This is a genomic window from Klebsiella sp. GN_Kp190, assembly GCF_040061795.1.
GTDB classification, from domain to species: Bacteria; Pseudomonadota; Gammaproteobacteria; order Enterobacterales; family Enterobacteriaceae; genus Klebsiella; species Klebsiella michiganensis.
The window spans coordinates 1-18,915 of the sequence record NZ_JBEAFN010000046.1; the positions used below are offsets into that span (position 1 = coordinate 1).

Below are 18,915 nucleotides of genomic sequence, written 5' to 3' on the forward strand. Positions count from 1 at the left end.
TCGCCTCCGGGAAATCCAGCCGCACCGCACACCGCTCCCGGGGGCGGCGCAAAGCACCTTGCCCGGGCTACGGGTTCAGCGTTGTCTGCGGGCCGTGTAGCCCGGACAGATGCGCCAGCATCGCCTCCGGGAAAATACGCTGCTTGCTAAGAGTGTAAGAAAACGCCTCCACCCTCATTTCCTGGCGCCAATTCCCTATTTTGTGACATCTTCCATTGTATTTTTTTATATATACTCCGATCTTTTTTCGCGAAGCTTATGGATAACTTCAGCATTTTCCGCTGTGCGTTTTAACGTTCACGCTATTTATCGCTCACATATTGGTCACATCGCAAGAAATTTTTACCATTTACCATAATTGCTTATCACTGGCTGCTGGAAAATATTAAGGCGTTTATTCTGTCTATTGGCCGCTAGCATAAATTTCTCTGCTGGAAATAGCGCTTTGCACTTTTTTTAATCTTTGCCCGCCAATTCTCACACCGGATGTAAAACCAGGTTGGCTGTATTGACGTTTCCCCATTCTGTTGACAGATTGTAGGGCATGAGGGGCATTTCATGGAGAATCCGTACTGCAACTCAGTCGTTTTTGTGAAAGGAATCCCCATCTCTCTCAACGCTTTCGGGCACCACCGACCGGACCGGGTATATTCTAAATAGTTCGAGCTGCGGGAAGGCGGCAAGCGTGAGAATCTCCGGGAGCATAGATGTCTATGTGACCGGGGTTATCGAGCGCAGCCAACGCATCCGTAGTTCGCAATATGACGAATAAAAATAAATAAAGGTCTGGCGGATATATGCAAACAACATCACATTTGGAGCAGAATAATGAGTATTTCCTTGAAGAAATCAGGGATGCTGAAGCTTGGTCTGAGCCTGGTTGCCATGACCGTCGCAGCAAGCGTACAAGCGAAGACCCTGGTTTATTGTTCAGAAGGTTCGCCGGAAGGCTTTAACCCGCAGCTCTTCACCTCTGGTACCACCTATGACGCCAGCTCAGTGCCGATTTATAACCGCCTGGTGGAATTCAAAACCGGCACCACGGAAGTCATTCCGGGCCTGGCTGAAAAATGGGAAGTTAGCGAAGACGGGAAAACCTATACCTTCCATCTGCGTAAAGACGTGAAGTGGCAGGATAATAAAGATTTTAAACCGACCCGCACGCTGAACGCCGATGACGTTGTCTTCTCCTTCGACAGACAAAAAAATACCAATAACCCGTACCATAAAGTGTCTGGCGGCAGCTATGAATACTTTGAAGGGATGGGATTACCTGACCTGATTAGCGAAGTGAAGAAAGTGGACGATAACACCGTCCAGTTCGTGCTGACCCGTCCGGAATCGCCGTTCCTTGCCGATCTCGCCATGGACTTCGCCTCTATTCTGTCAAAAGAGTATGCCGACAACATGCTGAAAGCCGGTACGCCGGAGAAAGTGGACCTCAACCCAATCGGTACCGGCCCGTTCCAGCTGCTGCAGTACCAGAAAGACTCCCGTATTCTCTATAAAGCCTTCCCGGGCTACTGGGGCACCAAGCCGAAAATCGATCGCCTGGTCTTCTCCATTACCCCTGATGCTTCCGTGCGCTACGCTAAGCTGCAGAAAAACGAATGCCAGATTATGCCGTACCCGAACCCGGCAGATATCGCGCGCATGAAGGAAGACAAAAACATCACGCTGCTGGAACAGCCGGGTCTGAACGTCGGCTACCTCTCTTTCAACACCGAGAAGAAGCCGCTGGATGATGTCAAAGTTCGCCAGGCGCTGACCTACGCGGTCAACAAAGAAGCGATTATCAAAGCCGTTTACCAGGGCGCAGGCCAGGCCGCGAAGAACCTGATCCCGCCGACCATGTGGGGCTATAACGACGACGTTAAAGACTACACCTACGATCCAGAGAAAGCGAAAGCGCTGCTGAAAGAAGCAGGCCTGGAAAAAGGCTTCACCATCGACCTGTGGGCGATGCCGGTACAGCGTCCGTATAACCCGAACGCGCGCCGTATGGCTGAGATGATTCAGGCCGACTGGGCGAAAGTCGGCGTCCAGGCCAAGATCGTGACCTACGAGTGGGGTGAATACCTCAAGCGCGCGAAAGCGGGCGAGCATCAGACCGTCATGATGGGCTGGACCGGCGACAACGGGGATCCGGATAACTTCTTCGCCACCCTGTTCAGCTGCGCGGCGGCAAAAGACGGTTCTAACTACTCCCGCTGGTGCTACAAGCCGTTTGAAGACCTGATTCAGCCGGCTCGCGCCACGGATGACCACAACAAACGCATTGAGCTGTATAAGCAGGCTCAGGTCGTGATGCACGATCAGGCTCCGGCGCTGATCGTCGCCCACTCCACCGTCTATGAGCCGGTGCGTAAAGAGGTCAAAGGCTACGTGGTCGATCCATTAGGTAAACACCACTTCGATAACGTCTCTATCGAATAATAACAGCGTGTTTCCCCTCTCCCCGCCTTGGGGAGAGGGAATTGACATTTGTGAGCAATACAGACGTCCTGTCACCAGGCGGGCCGTCTCCAGAGAGAATCCGGGTTATGTTGCAGTTCATTCTCCGACGTTTGGGACTTGTCATCCCAACATTTATCGGTATTACCCTTCTCACTTTTGCCTTCGTTCATATGATCCCCGGCGACCCGGTGATGATTATGGCGGGCGAACGTGGTATTTCCCCTGAACGTCACGCGCAGCTGCTGGCCGAAATGGGCCTCGATAAACCGATGTGGCAGCAGTACGTCAACTATATTTGGGGCGTGATGCACGGCGATTTGGGCATCTCGCTGAAAAGCCGTATTCCCGTTTGGCAAGAGTTTGTACCGCGCTTTAAGGCCACGATGGAGCTGGGCGTCTGCGCGATGATTTTTGCCGTCATCGTCGGGATCCCGGTGGGCGTGCTGGCGGCGGTTAAACGCGGCTCTATCTTCGACCACACCTCCGTGGGCCTCGCGCTGACAGGCTACTCTATGCCCATCTTCTGGTGGGGCATGATGCTGATCATGCTGGTGTCGGTACAGCTTAACCTGACGCCGGTTTCCGGGCGCATCAGCGATACCGTCTTCCTTGACGATACCCTGCCGCTGACCGGATTTATGCTGATCGATACCGCGATTTGGGGCGAGCCGGGCGACTTTATTGATGCGGTAATGCATATGATCCTGCCCGCCGTGGTGCTGGGGACGATTCCCCTGGCGGTGATTGTGCGTATGACCCGTTCGTCGATGCTGGAAGTGCTGGGCGAGGATTATATCCGTACCGCGCGCGCGAAAGGCCTGACGCGGATGCGGGTGATCATCGTTCATGCGTTGCGTAACGCGATGCTGCCGGTGGTCACGGTGATCGGTCTGCAGGTCGGTACGCTGCTGGCGGGGGCCATCCTGACCGAAACCATCTTCTCCTGGCCGGGCCTTGGCCGCTGGCTGATTGACGCGCTGCAGCGCCGCGACTATCCGGTGGTGCAGGGCGGGGTGCTGCTGGTGGCGACGATGATTATTCTCGTCAACCTGCTGGTCGACCTGTTGTACGGCGTGGTGAACCCGCGTATCCGGCATAAGAAGTAAGGGGCCATCATGTCACAAATTACTGAAAATAAAGTTGTCGCCGCGCCGGTGCCAATGACCCCTCTGCAGGAGTTCTGGCACTATTTTAAACGCAACAAAGGCGCCGTCGTGGGGCTGGCCTATGTCGTGGTGATGATTATCATCGCCATCTTCGCCAACTTCCTCGCGCCCTATAATCCGGCGGATCAGTTCCGCGATGCGCTGCTGGCTCCGCCGTTCTGGCAGGAGGGTGGCAGCGTGAGCCACCTGCTCGGCACCGATGACGTCGGCCGCGATATCCTGTCGCGCCTGATGTACGGCGCGCGCCTGTCGCTGCTGGTCGGCTGTCTGGTGGTGGTACTGTCGCTGATCCTCGGCGTGGTGCTCGGTCTTGTCTCGGGCTACTTTGGCGGCGTGGTTGACTCGGTCATTATGCGCGTTGTCGATATTATGCTGGCGCTGCCGAGTCTGCTGCTGGCGCTGGTGCTGGTAGCCATCTTCGGTCCGTCGATCGTCAATGCCTCGATAGCGCTGACCTTTGTCGCCCTGCCGCACTACGTGCGTCTGACCCGAGCGGCGGTGCTGGTAGAGGTAAACCGCGACTACGTAACCGCTTCCCGCGTGGCGGGGGCAGGCGCGATGCGTCAGATGTTCATCAACATTCTTCCTAACTGTCTTGCGCCGCTGATTGTTCAGGCGTCGCTGGGCTTCTCTAACGCCATTCTCGATATGGCCGCTCTTGGCTTCCTTGGCATGGGTGCGCAGCCGCCGACACCGGAGTGGGGCACGATGCTCTCCGACGTGCTGCAGTTCGCGCAGAGCGCCTGGTGGGTCGTCACCTTTCCGGGTGTCGCTATCCTGCTGACGGTGCTGGCATTTAACCTGATGGGTGACGGTCTGCGTGACGCGCTCGATCCCAAACTGAAGCAGTAAGAGGTTCGAGATGGCGTTATTAAATGTAGATAAACTCTCGGTGCACTTCGGCGACGAAGGGACGCCGTTCCGCGCCGTAGATCGCGTAAGCTACAGCGTAAATCAGGGCGAAGTGGTCGGTATCGTCGGCGAGTCCGGCTCGGGTAAATCGGTCAGCTCGCTGGCGATTATGGGGCTGATTGACTATCCCGGCCGGGTGATGGCTGAAAAGCTGGAGTTTAACGGTCGCGACCTGAAGCGCATTTCCGAAAAAGAGCGCCGCCAGCTGGTGGGCGCGGAAGTGGCGATGATCTTCCAGGACCCGATGACCAGCCTGAATCCGTGCTATACCGTCGGTTACCAGATTATGGAAGCCATTAAGGTGCACCAGGGCGGCAACAAGAAAACCCGCGTGCAGCGGGCGATTGACCTGCTGACGCTGGTGGGGATCCCCGATCCGGCTTCGCGTCTTGACGTCTATCCGCACCAGCTTTCCGGCGGTATGAGCCAGCGCGTGATGATCGCGATGGCCATCGCCTGTCGGCCAAAGCTGCTGATTGCCGATGAGCCCACGACGGCGCTGGATGTGACCATCCAGGCGCAGATCATCGAGCTGCTGCTGGAGCTGCAGCAGAAAGAGAATATGGCGCTGATCCTGATCACCCACGATCTGGCGCTGGTGGCCGAAGCGGCGCACAAAATCATCGTCATGTACGCGGGGCAGGTGGTGGAAACCGGCGACGCGAAGGATATCTTCCGCGCGCCTCGCCACCCCTATACGCAGGCGCTGCTGCGCGCGCTGCCGGAGTTCGCTCAGGATAAAGCGCGTCTTGCCTCGCTGCCGGGCGTGGTGCCGGGCAAATACGACCGTCCGAGCGGCTGTCTGCTCAACCCGCGCTGCCCCTATGCGACCGACAAATGCCGCAGCGAAGAACCTGAGCTGAACCTGCTTAACGGCGGTCGCCAGTCGAAATGTCATTACCCACTTGATGATGCCGGGAGGCCTGGGCTATGAGTACGCATGAGGCCACCACGCAACAGCCTCTGTTGCTGGCCACCGATTTGAAAAAATACTATCCGGTGAAGAAGGGGCTCTTCACGCCGGAACGCCTGGTCAAGGCGCTGGACGGCGTCTCGTTTACCCTTGAACGCGGTAAAACGCTGGCGGTAGTGGGGGAGTCCGGCTGCGGTAAATCCACGCTCGGTCGTTTGCTGACGATGATTGAAATCCCCACCGGCGGCGAGCTCTATTACCAGGGACAGGACCTGCTTAAGCACGATCCGCAGGCGCAGAAGCTGCGCCGGCAGAAAATCCAGATTGTGTTCCAGAACCCCTACGGTTCGCTGAACCCGCGTAAAAAGGTGGGGCAGATTCTGGAAGAGCCGCTGCAGATCAACACCAGCTTGAGCAAAGAGCAGCGCCGGGAGAAGGCGCTGGCGATGATGGCCAAAGTGGGCCTGAAAACCGAGCACTATGACCGCTATCCGCATATGTTCTCCGGCGGCCAGCGTCAGCGTATCGCCATTGCCCGCGGTCTGATGCTTGACCCGGACGTGGTGATCGCCGACGAACCGGTTTCCGCGCTGGACGTTTCGGTGCGCGCGCAGGTGCTGAACCTGATGATGGATTTACAGCAGGATCTGGGGCTTTCTTACGTCTTTATCTCCCACGATCTGTCGGTTGTGGAGCATATCGCTGATGAAGTGATGGTGATGTATTTAGGCCGCTGCGTGGAGAAAGGGACGAAAGATCAAATCTTCAACAACCCGCAGCATCCGTACACGCAGGCGCTGCTGTCGGCAACGCCGCGTCTGAATCCGGATGACCGCCGCGAGCGCATCAAGCTCACCGGCGAGCTGCCGAGCCCGCTGAATCCGCCGCCGGGCTGCGCGTTTAACGCCCGCTGCCGTCGCCGTTTCGGCCCGTGCACCCAGCTTCAGCCGCAGCTGAAGGACTACGGTGGCCAGCTGGTAGCCTGCTTTGCGGTCGACCAGGATCAGAACGGCGAGAAGCCCCTGAGCTGATTCAGGCAATCGATAATCAAAGCCGAAGCCTGTGCTTCGGCTTTTTTTTAACCATAACTCAGCACTGTTGGAACAACCGACAACGAACAATACTGGCATTTTACGCCACAACCATTGCTATCTCGGGAGTCCGGGATAACTACATGAATGTATTTTACTTTATCTTGATTGTTTCTTTAGCCGGAGCAAATTAACAGCAAAAGCGATGCATAAAACTGTTCCTTGTTGTTCGGTCAACGCTTTATATTCCTGGTTTTTGGCTAACATCCTGAGCTATTTATTTTGGACGGGAACAATATTTTATTATTTTAATTAAGCGCGGTAAGTGATTTCTAAACGCCTTAAAAAATATTAAAATGTATTCTCTTTAGCCTTCCCCTGGCGTGTATTACGCCATTTTTTAAAATTCAGACAGTATAAAAAACTACGATCTGCTAATAGCCTGGCAGGCTGCGGGGGGATTGACGGCGCAGCCGCCCAAAAAATGGGGCTATCATTTTGAAAAAGAACTGTTAGTGTAACCTCACTACCACTATGGAATTACACCAGCCTGACCTATCCAAAATAATCAAAACGCGACTAAAGTTAGCGTATTGTGACGGCCGTAACGCCGGGTAAATGCCCAAAAAACAACAAATTAAACTACGCTTTAGTGGCGTGGGATGACAATTAAAACAGATTAAATATGACGTATTTAAATCATGAGGTTATCTATGAACCATTATGATGATTTGCAGCGCTTCAAGGAAAAGACGCGGACACACAGTCTAAAATTCAAGGACCTCTCATCAGAAGCCGCCGCCGGTGAAAAAGGGGATTGGGTTATTCTCAATCAACTTATTCCGGCGGAGGAAGCGTCTTCTTTGGCCATGGGTGGGTCAGTTTCCTTACCTCTGCCGCAGCGGGTTCCTGCCGATATGTTTCACAAGGTGGAGCCTGCGGCCGTTCAGGCTCCCCCGGGGCCCTCTTTGGCTGCACCGTCCCTGATTATCCCGCCCTCCGCGCCGCAGCCCGCCCCCCTGACGGACATTGCTGCTGCGGCGGCCGTAGAGCCTGCGCTGCCGCAAAGCCTGGCAGCGGCTGCGCCCGCCCCCCAGCCGGCAGTTTCTCAGGCTGCTGCGCAGCCGGTACCGGTCAGCGTCCCTGCTCCGGCAGTCAGGCCTCGTCCGGCGGCCGCGCCGACGACGGAGGGTTTTGCCCATCTTTTTGCGGCCAAAACCGCGGAGCCGGTAGCAAAAGATAAAGATCAGTCACTGAAATCACTCCTGGAGAGGATTGCGACATGCCGTTGATCTGCGTGTGTTCACCGAAAGGCGGCGTAGGAAAAACGACCCTGGCGGCAAATCTGGCCTGGGCGCTGGCCCGCGCAGGCAGTAAAGTTCTGGCCCTCGATTTTGATGTGCAGAACGCCCTGCGCCTGCATTTTGGCGTCCCCCTCAGCGACGAGCGCGGCTATGTCGCGAAAGCGCTGGAGCTCCATGACTGGAGCCAGTGCGTATTAAGCGCCGGCAGCAATATCTTCGTCTTGCCCTACGGCGACGTGAGCGACGCGCAGCGGCAGGCCTTCGATGAACGCCTGAGCCATGACGAGCATTTCCTGACCCGTGGCCTGGCGGCATTACTCAATTATCCGGGGCTGATTACGATTGCCGACTTGCCGCCGGGCCCTTCGCCCGCGCTAAAGGCGCTCACTTCGCTTGCCGATATGCATCTGGTACCGCTGCTGGCGGATACCGCCTCGACGTCCGCGCTGGCGCACGTCGAAAAGCAGCGTCTGACCGGGGGCGAACTCAACCATAAACTCGGACACTATTTTGTGATCAACCAGAGCGATAACCGTCGCCAGGTCAGTCGCGATGTTACGGCGTTAATGGAAGAAAAGCTGGGCGATCGTCTGCTGGGCATCATCCATCGTGATGAAAGCGTGGTGGAAGCGAATGCTTCCCAGAAGTCGATCCTGGACTTTAACTCCTCCTCCGCAGCCGCCTTTGATATTGAAATTATTGCCAAAAAAATCTCTGCGCAGTTGGGTATCAATATTGGTGACGGCAAGGTGCATAGCCAGCCTCGCAGGTCAGGGCTTTAATTTAATTGCAGGGCTGCTGAATGAAAAAGACGCTTTTCTGGTTGCTGGTACTGGTACTTTCGCCCATTGCCGTGCTGGTGGTGATCACGCCGATGGACAGCCAAAAGCAGTATATTTTTGGTCTGCTGAGCATCGGTATTCTCTTTGTGATGGGGTTCAGTAAAAACCGCAGCGTTTCCGTCATCATGGTGGTGACATCGCTGCTGATGTCGACCCGTTATATGTATTTCCGTTTAACGCAGACCCTGCATTTTAACTCCACCATCGAAGCGATTCTGGGGATGGGGCTGTTTCTGGCGGAAGTCTATATCTGGGTGATGCTGCTGCTTAACTACCTGCAAACGGTCTGGCCGCTAAAGCGTGAAATTGTCCCGCTGCCGGATGATATGAGCAAATGGCCGACGGTGGATATCTATATTCCCAGCTATAACGAACCGCTTGAGGTGGTGCGTGATACGGTGCTGGCTGCGCAGTGTATTGATTATCCAAAAGATAAATTAAAAATCTATTTGCTGGATGACGGTAAGCGCAATGAATTCGCGGTATTCGCCGCCGACGTTGGGGTTGGGTATATCACCCGTAACGATAACAAACACGCCAAGGCGGGCAACCTCAACCACGCGATGACGTTGACCCACGGCGAGCTTATCTGCGTTTTTGATTGCGATCACGTGGCAACCCGCGTCTTTTTGCAGGCGACGGTGGGCGGATTCCTCAACGATCCGATGCTGGCGCTGGTGCAGACGCCGCACTACTTCTATTCTCCGGACCCCTTTGAGCGCAACCTCTCCGTGGGCCGCAATATTCCTAACGAAGGGATGCTGTTTTATGGCCCGATTCAGCAGGGGAACGACAACTGGAACGCGACCTTTTTCTGCGGCTCCTGCGCCGTCATTCGCCGCGCCGCGCTGGAGCAGATCGGCGGCTTTGCGGTAGAGACCGTGACCGAAGATGCCCATACCGCGCTGAAGTTCCAGCGCCTGGGCTGGAAGTCGGCGTTCCTTGATATTCCTCTGGCGGCCGGCTTAGCCACCGAACGTCTGGTGGTGCACGTGATTCAGCGTACCCGCTGGGCGCGCGGGATGACGCAAATATTCCGTCTGGATAACCCGCTACTGGGCCGTGGGCTGACGTTCCAGCAGCGCCTGTGCTATCTCAGCGCCATGCTCTATTATCAGTTCGCCCTGCCGCGGGTGGTCTTTGTCACCGCACCGCTGGCCTACCTGCTGTTCAACCTGAATATCATCTACTCCTCGGCCAGCCTGATTGTCTCCTACGCGCTGCCGCATCTGTTCCTCGCGATCTATGTCGGCTCGCGCATGAACGGCCGCTATCGTTACAGCTTCTGGGGCGAAATTTACGATATCGTGCTGGCGTTCCACCTGGTGCTGCCGACGCTGGTGACCATGATTTTCCCCAAACGCGGGAAATTCAACGTGACCGATAAAGGCGGCCTGCTGGACGTGGGCTACTTCGACTTTACCGTCGTCAGACCGCACCTGGTCGTCGCCTGTCTGCTGGGCCTGGGGGTGGTGGTCGGTATCGTCCGCGCCATCGGTCACGACTACTTTGGCTCAGACCCGAACGTTATCGCGCTGAACGTCGGCTGGGGGATTTACAGCCTGATCTTCCTGCTGGCCGCCATTGCCGTGGCGCGCGAAACCCGTCAGGTGCGAAAAACGATTCGTATTGATGTCGATATTCCGGTGCTGATCCACTACACCAGCGGCATTGTCTCCCGCAGCCACACCGCGGACCTGTCCATGGGCGGCTGCCGCGTAAGCGCGCCGGATAAGCGTCACCTGCAGGATGAAATCGAAGAGATTGAGCTGATTCTCCAGTCCGGCGCGATTTCGATCCCGGTGCGCCAGGTCACCGCTGACGACCAGTTTATTCGTCTGCAATTTGATGAAAATATTCAGCTCTCCCGCCGCCGCGAGCTGGTGCGCGTGGTGCTGGCCCGCGCCGATGCGTGGATTAACCCGCCGCGCCCGCAGGACAACCCGTTCCGCTCTTTTGCCACCATTTTGCGCTGCGTATTCGAACTGTTCTGGCTGACGTGGAAGACGCGCCGTAGCCAGCGTCGTCAGCCGCCTGCGGTGAATCCCGCGCAGGAGGATGGCAGCCTATGAAACGTTTAACGACGCTTGCGCTGCTGGCCGGTATGCTCTCTGCGCCAGCGCTGCATAGCGAGGAAACGCCCCCGGACGCATTGCCGCCGCTTAATTTTCCGCTACCTGATGCGCAAGCCAGCGGCGCGTCGGCGCCTGCCAGCGAGTCGAATTCGCCCGCCACGACGGAGCCCGCGCCGGCAAACGTCCCTCAGCCGGCTTCGCTACCCGCGATGCCGTCGCCGGTTGCCTCTGGGGTCGCTGATACGGTGCCGCTAACGCCGATTGTCGGCGGAGACCTGAACCTCATGCAGATGGGCATGCCGGACGGCATCATCCTTAGCGGTGGACAAAACCAGGGCGGAGCCAGCTTTACGCTGCCCTCCGATCAGGTGGTCACCCACGCCCAACTGATGCTGGATGTTAAGGTCTCGCCGGAGATGGCGTCCCGCAACGCCACGCTGCAGTTAATGCTCAACGGCCAGCCGCTCGGCACGCTACCGCTGGGCGCGGACGGCGAGGAGATCTCGCACTATCAGCTGGATATCCCGGCGGCGCTGATGGTCTCCAGCAACAACCTGAGCTTTAAGATTAACGACGGCGATGCAATGCAGTGCCGGCTCGATATTCACGACACCTCGCGGGTGACCATTTTGCCCGCCTCCCACTTTAGCTGGGAGAGCCAGCAGCTTAATATCAGCAACGATTTAGGCCATTTCCCGCGCCCGTTTTTCGACAGCATGCAGATGACGCCGGCGGATATCGCTATCGCGTATCCGGAGAAACCAACGGCGGATATTTTCAGCGCTGCGGCGCTGGTGTCGTCATGGCTGGGTATTCAGGCCGATTATCGCGGTATCGCTTTTGACGCGCTGCGCGATCGCCTGCCCGAGAAGCACGGTATTATCATCGGCCACCCTGGCGATCGGGTGGGCGGTCTGACGCTACCGCAAACCGACAAGCCGCTGCTGCGGATCGTTGAGAACCCCGGCAATCCGGCCTATAAGCTGCTGCTCATCGTCGGCCAGAACGACGCGGCGCTGCGGATGGCCGCCTGGCGACTGACCCGCGGCGATTTCGCCCCGCAGACGGCTAGCATGGATGTTGATCCGCAGACGATAGCCGTCAGCAAGCCGTACGATGCCCCGCGCTGGATCGCCACCGATCGGCCGGTAAAAATCAGCGAGCTGATCCGCCAGGATCAAAGTATGACCGTCAGCGGCGTATGGCATGAACCGCTACGCGTGGCCTTCCGCGCCGCGCCGGACCTCTACCTGTGGGATGGCGAAACCATTCCCCTGCAGATCGGCTACCGTTTCCCGTCGGAGAGCTGGATTAACGAGGATAGGTCGCTGCTGAGCGTGACGCTCAACAACACTTTCCTCAACAACCTGCCGATGAATAAACAGGGTCCGCTGGAGAAGCTCTGGCGTCACCTGGGCGGCGACGCGCGTCAGGAGCGGTTCACTATCCCGCTGGCGCCGTATCTGATTTACGGCGATAACCAGCTCTCGCTCTATTTCAATCTGGTGCCGAAGGACAGCGCGCCCTGTTCGGTTCTGCTGAACAGCACGATTAAGAGCCGCATCACCGACGACTCGTGGATCGATTTGAGCGGTACGCGGCACTTCTCGTTGTTGCCGAATCTTTCCTATTTTGTCGGCGCGTCGTTCCCGTTCTCCCGGTTGGCGGATTATTCGCAAACCACGCTGCTGCTGCCGGAACAGCCTTCGGAAACGCAGGTCGCGACGATGCTGAATCTGGCCGCCCGTTCGGGTAATTCGACCGGTAAAGCGCTGGCCAATAACCGCGTGATGCTGGGCGTTCCTGACGACGGCGCGAATGCGCTGTTCCTGCGCGATCGCGATGTCCTGGCGGTGAGCGCCCTCGATCAGAAAGCGTTTAATCAGCGCCTGCTGGCCGATTCTCCCTATCAACCGGTCGATAACCTGCTGAGCGTACGTGAACCGGCGCTATGGACAAAAATTCAGCGCAGGCTGAGCGGCGACTGGGCCTCCGACGGCGTGGATGCCGATCGCTATTTCTCTTCCAGCAGCGCCTGGCGCGGGTTTATTAGCTATCGCTCGCCGTGGAACCCGCAGCGGGTGGTCGTGGTGGCGATGGCCAGCAGCGACGATCAGCTGGCGAAACTGGAAGACGATCTTAATTCACCGCGCATCAATGCCGGTATTCGCGGCGATACGGCGGTGATTACCAGCGACAACGGCGTGCGTAGCTTCCAGGTCAGTACGCCGTTCCCCAGCGGCCAGATGCCGTGGTACATGATGGCGGTGTGGTATGCCAACCAGCACTCCGGCCTGCTGGCGGTGCTGGGGTTAATCGCCACGTCCATTCTGGGTCTGGCGCTGACCGCCATGTTCAAACGTCATGCCCGCAAGCGCCTGGAGTCGGGAGATAGCCAATGAAAAGAGTCGGTAAAATGAATACGAAGGCGGCCCGTCAATTTTCCACGCTGTGCCTGTCCGGCGCGCTGACGCTTGGCGCCTTCGGCGAGGCGCAGGCGGCGGGTAACGATGCGGCGCTGCAGGCGCTGTTTGCGCAGGCCAACTACTGGCACGAAAAATCGCACGACGAGCTGGCGATGGAATCGCTGCAAAAAGTGTTATCGGTGGATGCCAACAACGCTCAGGCGCTGTACCTGATGGCGCTGTGGGCGCAGCAGGGGGGCAACCTGCAGGCCGCGGCCCAGTGGCGGGCGCGACTGGAGAAAGCGGCGCCCAACAGTCCCGGCTTGCAGGATCTGGATAGCGCCAAAAAAATGGCGCAGGTCCCGCAGGGGCAGCTCAATCTGGCCAGACAGCAGGCGCGCAGCGGCAACGTGCCTGCCGCGCTGGCGACCTGGCGGAGTATGTTCAACGGCAGCGTTCCGCCTTCCGGACTGGCGGCGGAATACTACATGACGATGGCCAGCGACAAATCGCTCTATCCGCAGGCGTTGAGCGAACTGCGTCAGTACGTCGCTCAGCATCCGCAGGAAAACGGGCCGCGCGTGGCCCTGGGCAAGGCGCTGACCTGGCGCGAAGAGACCCGCCGGGAAGGGATCGCCATGCTGGAGCCGATGGCCAGCGGCAGCAAAGAAGCCGATGCGGGACTGCGTCAGGCGCTGCTGTGGATGGGGCCGCAGCCGGGAGATGAGCCGTTTTACGATACCTGGATGCAGCGCCACCCGCAGGATAGCGAAGTGCAGAACTACTTCCGCGAACGGCGCAGCGGCCAGGCGCGCGGTCAGGGTTACGCTGACCTGAACAGCGGCAATACCGCCGCGGCGAAGCAGCAGTTTGAACAGGTCCTGCAAACCAATCCGCAGGATGCTGACGCGCTTGCCGGGATGGGCTATATCGCCCAGCGCAGCGGCGATTTTCAGGCGGCCTCTCAGTATTTGGGCCGGGCGGCGGATCTCGGCGGCGAGGGCTCTGAAACCCGGCGTCAGCAGGCAGGGGATGCGCTGTTTTACGGCCAGCTTGCTCAGGCGCAGCAGGCCTATAAGCAAGGCAACATTAGCCAGGCGCTGGCGCTCTCCGCGCCGCTGGCGCAGCAGAGCGGGACGCAGGGCTCGGCGGCGAAGCTGTTCCGCGCCGACGTTCTGCGCCACAACAAAGACCTGCCCCAGGCCGAACAAACGCTGCGGGCGCTGCTCAACGAGCAGCCGCAAAATGGCCCCGCCCGGGAGAATCTCTATTACGTTCTGCGTGAACAGAATAAAACCGCAGAAGCCCAGTCGTTGCTGCGAACGCTGCCGGAAAGCCTGCAGCAAAAGCTGCAGCCGCGCGTGGTCACCGGGACGCCGGGAGACTCCCTGCGTCGACAGGCCCAGGAGCAGGCCAGCGGCGGTAACGTGTCCGGGGCGATCGCCACGCTGCGCCAGGGCGTTTCTCGCTATCCGGACGATGCGTGGATGCGCCTCGATCTGGCCCGACTGCTGCAAAAATCCGGCAACGACGGCGAGGCGAATGCGATTATGGGCGCCGCGTATCGTCCCGGCGCCAGCAGCAGCTCGCTGTACGCCGCCGCCCTTTTCGCCAGCGAGAACGGCGGCTGGCAGCAGGCGCAAACGCTGCTGGCAAGAATTCCCCCCGCCAGCCAGACCAGCCAGATGCGCGATTTGCACCAGCGGGTGAACTACAACCTGCAGCTGGCGACGGCCGAGGGGTATCTGGCGCAGGGTAATTCCGTCGCGGCGTCCAATACGCTGAGGGCGATGGCCGCGACGCCGCCAAAAGCCCCGGCGGATGTCGGTAAACTGGCGCGCCTGCTGGCCCAGAGCGGCGATGTCACTACCGCGGTATCGCTGGTGCGTAACAATATTAACGGCGGCATCTCCGGCAACGCCGGGGATTACGCCGATCAGGTGACGGTGCTTAACCAGGCTGGCCTGACCAACGAAGCGCAGAGGCTGCTCACCAACCCGCAGCTGCAGGCAAGCAGTACGCCGACGCAGCTGGCCAGCATTCGCAACGGCTATGTGATTAACGACGCGGATCGCCTGCGTGAGCAGGGTAACTACGCGGCGGCGTATGACAAGCTGATGGGCGCCATGCAGAGCGACCCGCAAAATACCGACCTGATGTTCGCCATGGCGCGTCTCTATCAGAGCGGCAAAATGAATAAAGAGGCCGGGGTCGTCTATGACTACCTGATGACCCGCGATACGCCGACCCAGGACGCGCGCAGCGGGGCTATTGATGTCGCGCTGTCGGCGGGCGATAACGACCGGGCGGCGCAGCTGGCAGGCGGGCTGCGCCCGGATAATTCGCCGGACCGTTTGCTGCTGCTGGCGCGCGTGGCCGAATCGCAGGGCCATCATCAGCAGGCGATGACCTATCTGCGCAGCGCTCGCGGCAGGCTGCTGGGGTTACAGAGCAGCAACGGTACGCAAACGCCGACCGTGGGCGGCGTGCTGGCGGCGGATAATCCGTTCGTCGGCGTCTCGCGCACGCCGGCGGCGACGCGTACCGCTTCCACCTACGGGCAATATATGCCGTGGCAGGTTTCTCAGGTATCGACGGGCGATGGCAGCACGCTGCCGGGGATCCAGCGCACCGATCTGCCGGTCGAAACCGCGCAGACCCGGATGCTGCGCCAGGTGGATACCATGATGGAGACGTTGCAGGAAAAAACCGGGACCTGGCTGCAGGGGGGCATGGAGGTTCGCGGCCGCGATGGCGAATCCGGCACCAGTAAGCTGACCGAAATCAAAACCCCGCTGACCTGGTCCTCTTCGCCGTTCGGTGATTCGCGTTTCGACTTTACCGTGACGCCGATTACGTTGAACGCAGGGACGGCAACCGGTGACGCCTGGCGGCGCTATGGCGCGAATCCGCTATCAAACGCGGTCTCCAATATGATCTCCACCGCCACCAGCGAGCAGGCGGCGATTGCGGCGATGACCGATACCGAGCGCACGACGTACTTTGCCAACAATCCGGGGGCGGAGACCTTGAGCGGTCTCGGCACGCTGAATGCTTCAGACTTTAACGCCACCACCAGCAGCGGCATGGAGAATCTGGCGAAGCTGGGCGCTTACGATTCCGGGCAGGTCGCCAGCTATCTGGCTTCTTCAAATCTGAAACCTAACGTTGATCGGGCCAGCGGCTCAACCGATTCGCAAAAAGCCAACGGCGTGGCGCTGGCGCTGGCGCTGAGCGGCGACGAATATCGCGTCGATATCGGCAGCACGCCGCTGGGTCAGGATCTGAATACCGTTGTGGGCGGCGTGAAGTGGTCGCCGAAGCTGACTAACTATCTGTCGCTGATTTTTACCGGCGAGCGTCGTTCGCTGACCGACAGCCTGCTCTCCTGGGTGGGGCTGAAGGATTCCTACTCCGGCAAAACCTGGGGTCAGGTGACCAAAAACGGCGGTACCCTGCAGCTCAGCTATGACGACGGCGATGCCGGTTTCTACGTCGGCGGCGGGGGCTATAGCTACCTGGGACAAAACGTCGCCAGCAATACCAGCATCAACGCCAACGCCGGGGTTTATCTGCGGCCTTACCACGATGAGTATCGTCAGCTGCAGACCGGGCTGAGTATGAGCTACATGGATTACTCGAAAAACCTGAGCTACTTCACCTACGGACAAGGGGGCTACTTCAGCCCGCAGAACTACGTCAGCGTGTCGCTGCCGGTAAGCCTGACGGAGAAATATGATAACTGGACGATGAAGCTTGGCGGTTCGGTGGGGTATCAATCTTACAGCCAGGATAAGAGCGCCTATTTCCCGACCAACGCCGAGTGGCAGCAAACGCTCGAGACCGCTGTGAGCAACGGTTTTGCCAAAGAGGCCTACTATTCAGCCACCTCGAAGAGCGGCATCGGCTATACCCTGCGCGCCGGCGCGGATTACAAAGTCAATAAACAGATGACGCTCGGCGGCCAGGTGGGTTATGACACCTTCGGCGATTACAACGAGAGCACCGCCGGCCTCTATATCCGCTACATGCTGGGAGATCGCTGATCGTGACGGACAATAATAATGCGCTGGTAATGGCCTGGTTTCAGCAGCAGCAAACCCCTGCCGGGTGGTTCGATCTGCTGCTGATTATGGTTGATGGCATGGTCAATAACGCGGGCGAGCTGGAGAGCCAGCCCTTTCTGCGGCAAATGGGCGAGGCGCTGGCCGATGAGCATCCGCTACCGGAGTCGGAAACGCTCGGTGAGCTGGAAGCCAATATGAATGCGCAGCTAAGCCGGTTTCAGTGGGGCGTAGTGAGCGTTGAGGTTAGCGATGACGGCCTGCGGTTACGCCATCAGGCGCTGCCGATGAGCCGCGATGAAGCGCGCCGCGTCCGCTGGTGTAATGCGTTTTGTGCCATACTCGAGGGGCTTTATTCCCGCTGGCTACAGGGACAGGGCGGCGCGGCGCACGTGGTGTTACAGCGCGAGCGGCTGTTTTCGGTCTCTGACGTTCAGTTTCTTTACTTCCATCCCTGAAGGGTGAATTTATGTCCTTGCGTGCTTTAGCGACAGTCGTGGTGACGACGGTGATGATGCTTCCCCACGCGTGGGCCGATACGGCGTGGGAAAGCTATAAATCGCGTTTTATGATGCCGGACGGACGCATTATTGATACCGGCAACGGCAACGTCTCCCATACCGAAGGGCAAGGTTTTGCCATGCTGTTAGCGGTGGCTAATAACGATCGCCCCGCCTTTGACAAGCTATGGCAGTGGACCGATAAAACCCTACGTAACAAAGATAACGGGTTGTTTTACTGGCGCTATAACCCGGTGGCGCCCAATCCGGTGGCGGACAAAAACGATGCCACCGATGGTGATACCCTGATTGCCTGGGCGCTGCTGCGCGCGCAGCAGCAGTGGCATGAAAAATCCTACGGCAGCGCGTCGGATGCGATAACCGCTTCGCTCCTGAAGTCTACGGTGGTCACGTTTGCCGGTCGTCAGGTGATGCTTCCGGGCGCAAAGGGATTCTATCTCAACGACCACCTGAATCTTAACCCCTCCTACTTTATCTTTCCGGCGTGGCAGGCCTTCGCCGCGCGTACGCATCTAACCGCCTGGAGAAAGCTGCAGAGCGATGGCCAGGCGCTGCTGGGAAACATGGCGTGGGGGAAATCGCAGCTTCCCAGCGACTGGGTGGCCTTAAGAGCGGACGGTAAGATGGAGCCGGCAAAAGAGTGGCCGACGCGAATGAGCTTCGATGCGATCCGTATTCCGCTGTATGTCTACTGGAGTGACTCGAAAAGCAGCCTGCTGACGCCGTGGAAAAACTGGTTCCAGCGCTATCCGCGTCCGCAGACGCCGGCGTGGATAAACGTGAATACCGATGAAGTGGCGCCGTGGTTTATGACCGGCGGGCTGCTGGCGGTACGCGATTTAACCCTTGGCGAAGCGCAGGCCGATCCGCAGATTACGCCCCAGGACGACTATTACTCCGCCAGCCTGAAGCTGCTGGTATGGCTGGCAAATAAAGACCAGGCGTAAACTATGGAATGCGCCTCGAATAACGCAGTCGAGCCGGGTGCTGAAATCTGAAGGGCGCCGTAGAATCGTCGGCAAGCCGGGCTTGCCCGGTGAGGCGCAATGTTGCGGGGGCTTGAACCCCGGCGGCAGAGATGAATTGGTTGCTGGAAAGAGAAAACCCCCGCACGTTGTTTGGTATCAACCTGGCAACGTATCGGGGGCTACTCTCAAACCTGAACAATTTGAGGATAGCCGCGAACGGTTGCCATTGCAACAAGGCGGCTGTATGACGCTCGCTC

General features: G+C 58.4%; 11 protein-coding genes and 1 pseudogene. All 12 read left to right on the forward strand.

Annotation, left to right across the window (positions count from 1 at the left end; genetic code table 11):
* Nucleotides 1-828 precede the first annotated feature (828 nt).
* The 12 genes and pseudogenes from dppA to ABLU67_RS23480 all read left to right on the forward strand — a co-directional run bounded on the left by dppA (nt 829) and on the right by ABLU67_RS23480 (nt 18,637).
* Nucleotides 829-2,436: a dipeptide ABC transporter periplasmic-binding protein DppA gene (gene dppA / locus ABLU67_RS23425; RefSeq protein ID WP_004855324.1), complete on the forward strand. Its 1,608-nt coding sequence runs from the start codon at nt 829-831 to the stop codon at nt 2,434-2,436.
* 107 nt (nt 2,437-2,543) lie between these two features.
* A complete protein-coding gene (gene dppB / locus ABLU67_RS23430; protein WP_014227188.1) occupies nt 2,544-3,563 on the forward strand; it encodes a dipeptide ABC transporter permease DppB in 1,020 nt (339 codons plus the stop codon).
* 9 nt (nt 3,564-3,572) lie between these two features.
* A complete protein-coding gene (gene dppC, locus ABLU67_RS23435; RefSeq protein ID WP_025106797.1) occupies nt 3,573-4,475 on the forward strand; it encodes a dipeptide ABC transporter permease DppC in 903 nt (300 codons plus the stop codon).
* 10 nt (nt 4,476-4,485) lie between these two features.
* A complete protein-coding gene (gene dppD, locus ABLU67_RS23440) occupies nt 4,486-5,469 on the forward strand; it encodes a dipeptide ABC transporter ATP-binding protein (protein ID WP_004855320.1) in 984 nt (327 codons plus the stop codon).
* Complete coding sequence (gene dppF / locus ABLU67_RS23445) at nt 5,466-6,479, forward strand: dipeptide ABC transporter ATP-binding subunit DppF (protein ID WP_014227185.1); 1,014 nt, start codon at nt 5,466-5,468, stop codon at nt 6,477-6,479. Before dppD ends, dppF begins: the two co-directional genes overlap by 4 nt.
* Nucleotides 6,480-7,192: 713 nt before the next feature.
* The gene (gene bcsO, locus ABLU67_RS23450; protein WP_025106798.1) at nt 7,193-7,771 is read left to right on the forward strand and encodes a cellulose biosynthesis protein BcsO; all 579 of its coding nucleotides are present in this window, start codon (nt 7,193-7,195) and stop codon (nt 7,769-7,771) included.
* 1 nt (nt 7,772) lies between these two features.
* Nucleotides 7,773-8,565, forward strand: a pseudogene (bcsQ, locus tag ABLU67_RS23455) (cellulose biosynthesis protein BcsQ).
* 20 nt (nt 8,566-8,585) lie between these two features.
* A complete protein-coding gene (gene bcsA / locus ABLU67_RS23460) occupies nt 8,586-10,697 on the forward strand; it encodes a UDP-forming cellulose synthase catalytic subunit (RefSeq protein WP_052958990.1) in 2,112 nt (703 codons plus the stop codon).
* Nucleotides 10,694-13,102, forward strand: coding sequence for a cellulose biosynthesis cyclic di-GMP-binding regulatory protein BcsB (bcsB, locus tag ABLU67_RS23465; protein ID WP_057173464.1), 2,409 nt, complete (start codon nt 10,694-10,696; stop codon nt 13,100-13,102). Before bcsA ends, bcsB begins: the two co-directional genes overlap by 4 nt.
* Nucleotides 13,099-17,151: a cellulose biosynthesis protein BcsC gene (locus ABLU67_RS23470; protein WP_106510577.1), complete on the forward strand. Its 4,053-nt coding sequence runs from the start codon at nt 13,099-13,101 to the stop codon at nt 17,149-17,151. The genes bcsB and ABLU67_RS23470 overlap by 4 nt, the downstream gene beginning before the upstream one ends.
* Nucleotides 17,151-17,627 (forward strand): cellulose biosynthesis protein BcsD, encoded by a 477-nt coding sequence (bcsD, locus tag ABLU67_RS23475; RefSeq protein WP_032751640.1) that lies wholly within the window; start codon nt 17,151-17,153, stop codon nt 17,625-17,627. Before ABLU67_RS23470 ends, bcsD begins: the two co-directional genes overlap by 1 nt.
* An 11-nt stretch (nt 17,628-17,638) precedes the next feature.
* Entirely contained in the window at nt 17,639-18,637 is a 999-nt protein-coding gene (locus ABLU67_RS23480) for a glycosyl hydrolase family 8 (protein WP_025106802.1), read from the forward strand.
* Nucleotides 18,638-18,915 lie beyond the last annotated feature (278 nt).

Coding starts and splice junctions, on each gene's coding strand:
- dppA (WP_004855324.1), top strand. CDS start 829: ATGAGTATTTCCTTGAAGAAATCAGGGATGCTGAAGCTTGGTCTGAGC.
- dppB (WP_014227188.1), top strand. CDS start 2,544: ATGTTGCAGTTCATTCTCCGACGTTTGGGACTTGTCATCCCAACATTT.
- dppC (WP_025106797.1), top strand. CDS start 3,573: ATGTCACAAATTACTGAAAATAAAGTTGTCGCCGCGCCGGTGCCAATG.
- dppD (WP_004855320.1), top strand. CDS start 4,486: ATGGCGTTATTAAATGTAGATAAACTCTCGGTGCACTTCGGCGACGAA.
- dppF (WP_014227185.1), top strand. CDS start 5,466: ATGAGTACGCATGAGGCCACCACGCAACAGCCTCTGTTGCTGGCCACC.
- bcsO (WP_025106798.1), top strand. CDS start 7,193: ATGAACCATTATGATGATTTGCAGCGCTTCAAGGAAAAGACGCGGACA.
- bcsA (WP_052958990.1), top strand. CDS start 8,586: ATGAAAAAGACGCTTTTCTGGTTGCTGGTACTGGTACTTTCGCCCATT.
- bcsB (WP_057173464.1), top strand. CDS start 10,694: ATGAAACGTTTAACGACGCTTGCGCTGCTGGCCGGTATGCTCTCTGCG.
- ABLU67_RS23470 (WP_106510577.1), top strand. CDS start 13,099: ATGAAAAGAGTCGGTAAAATGAATACGAAGGCGGCCCGTCAATTTTCC.
- ABLU67_RS23480 (WP_025106802.1), top strand. CDS start 17,639: ATGTCCTTGCGTGCTTTAGCGACAGTCGTGGTGACGACGGTGATGATG.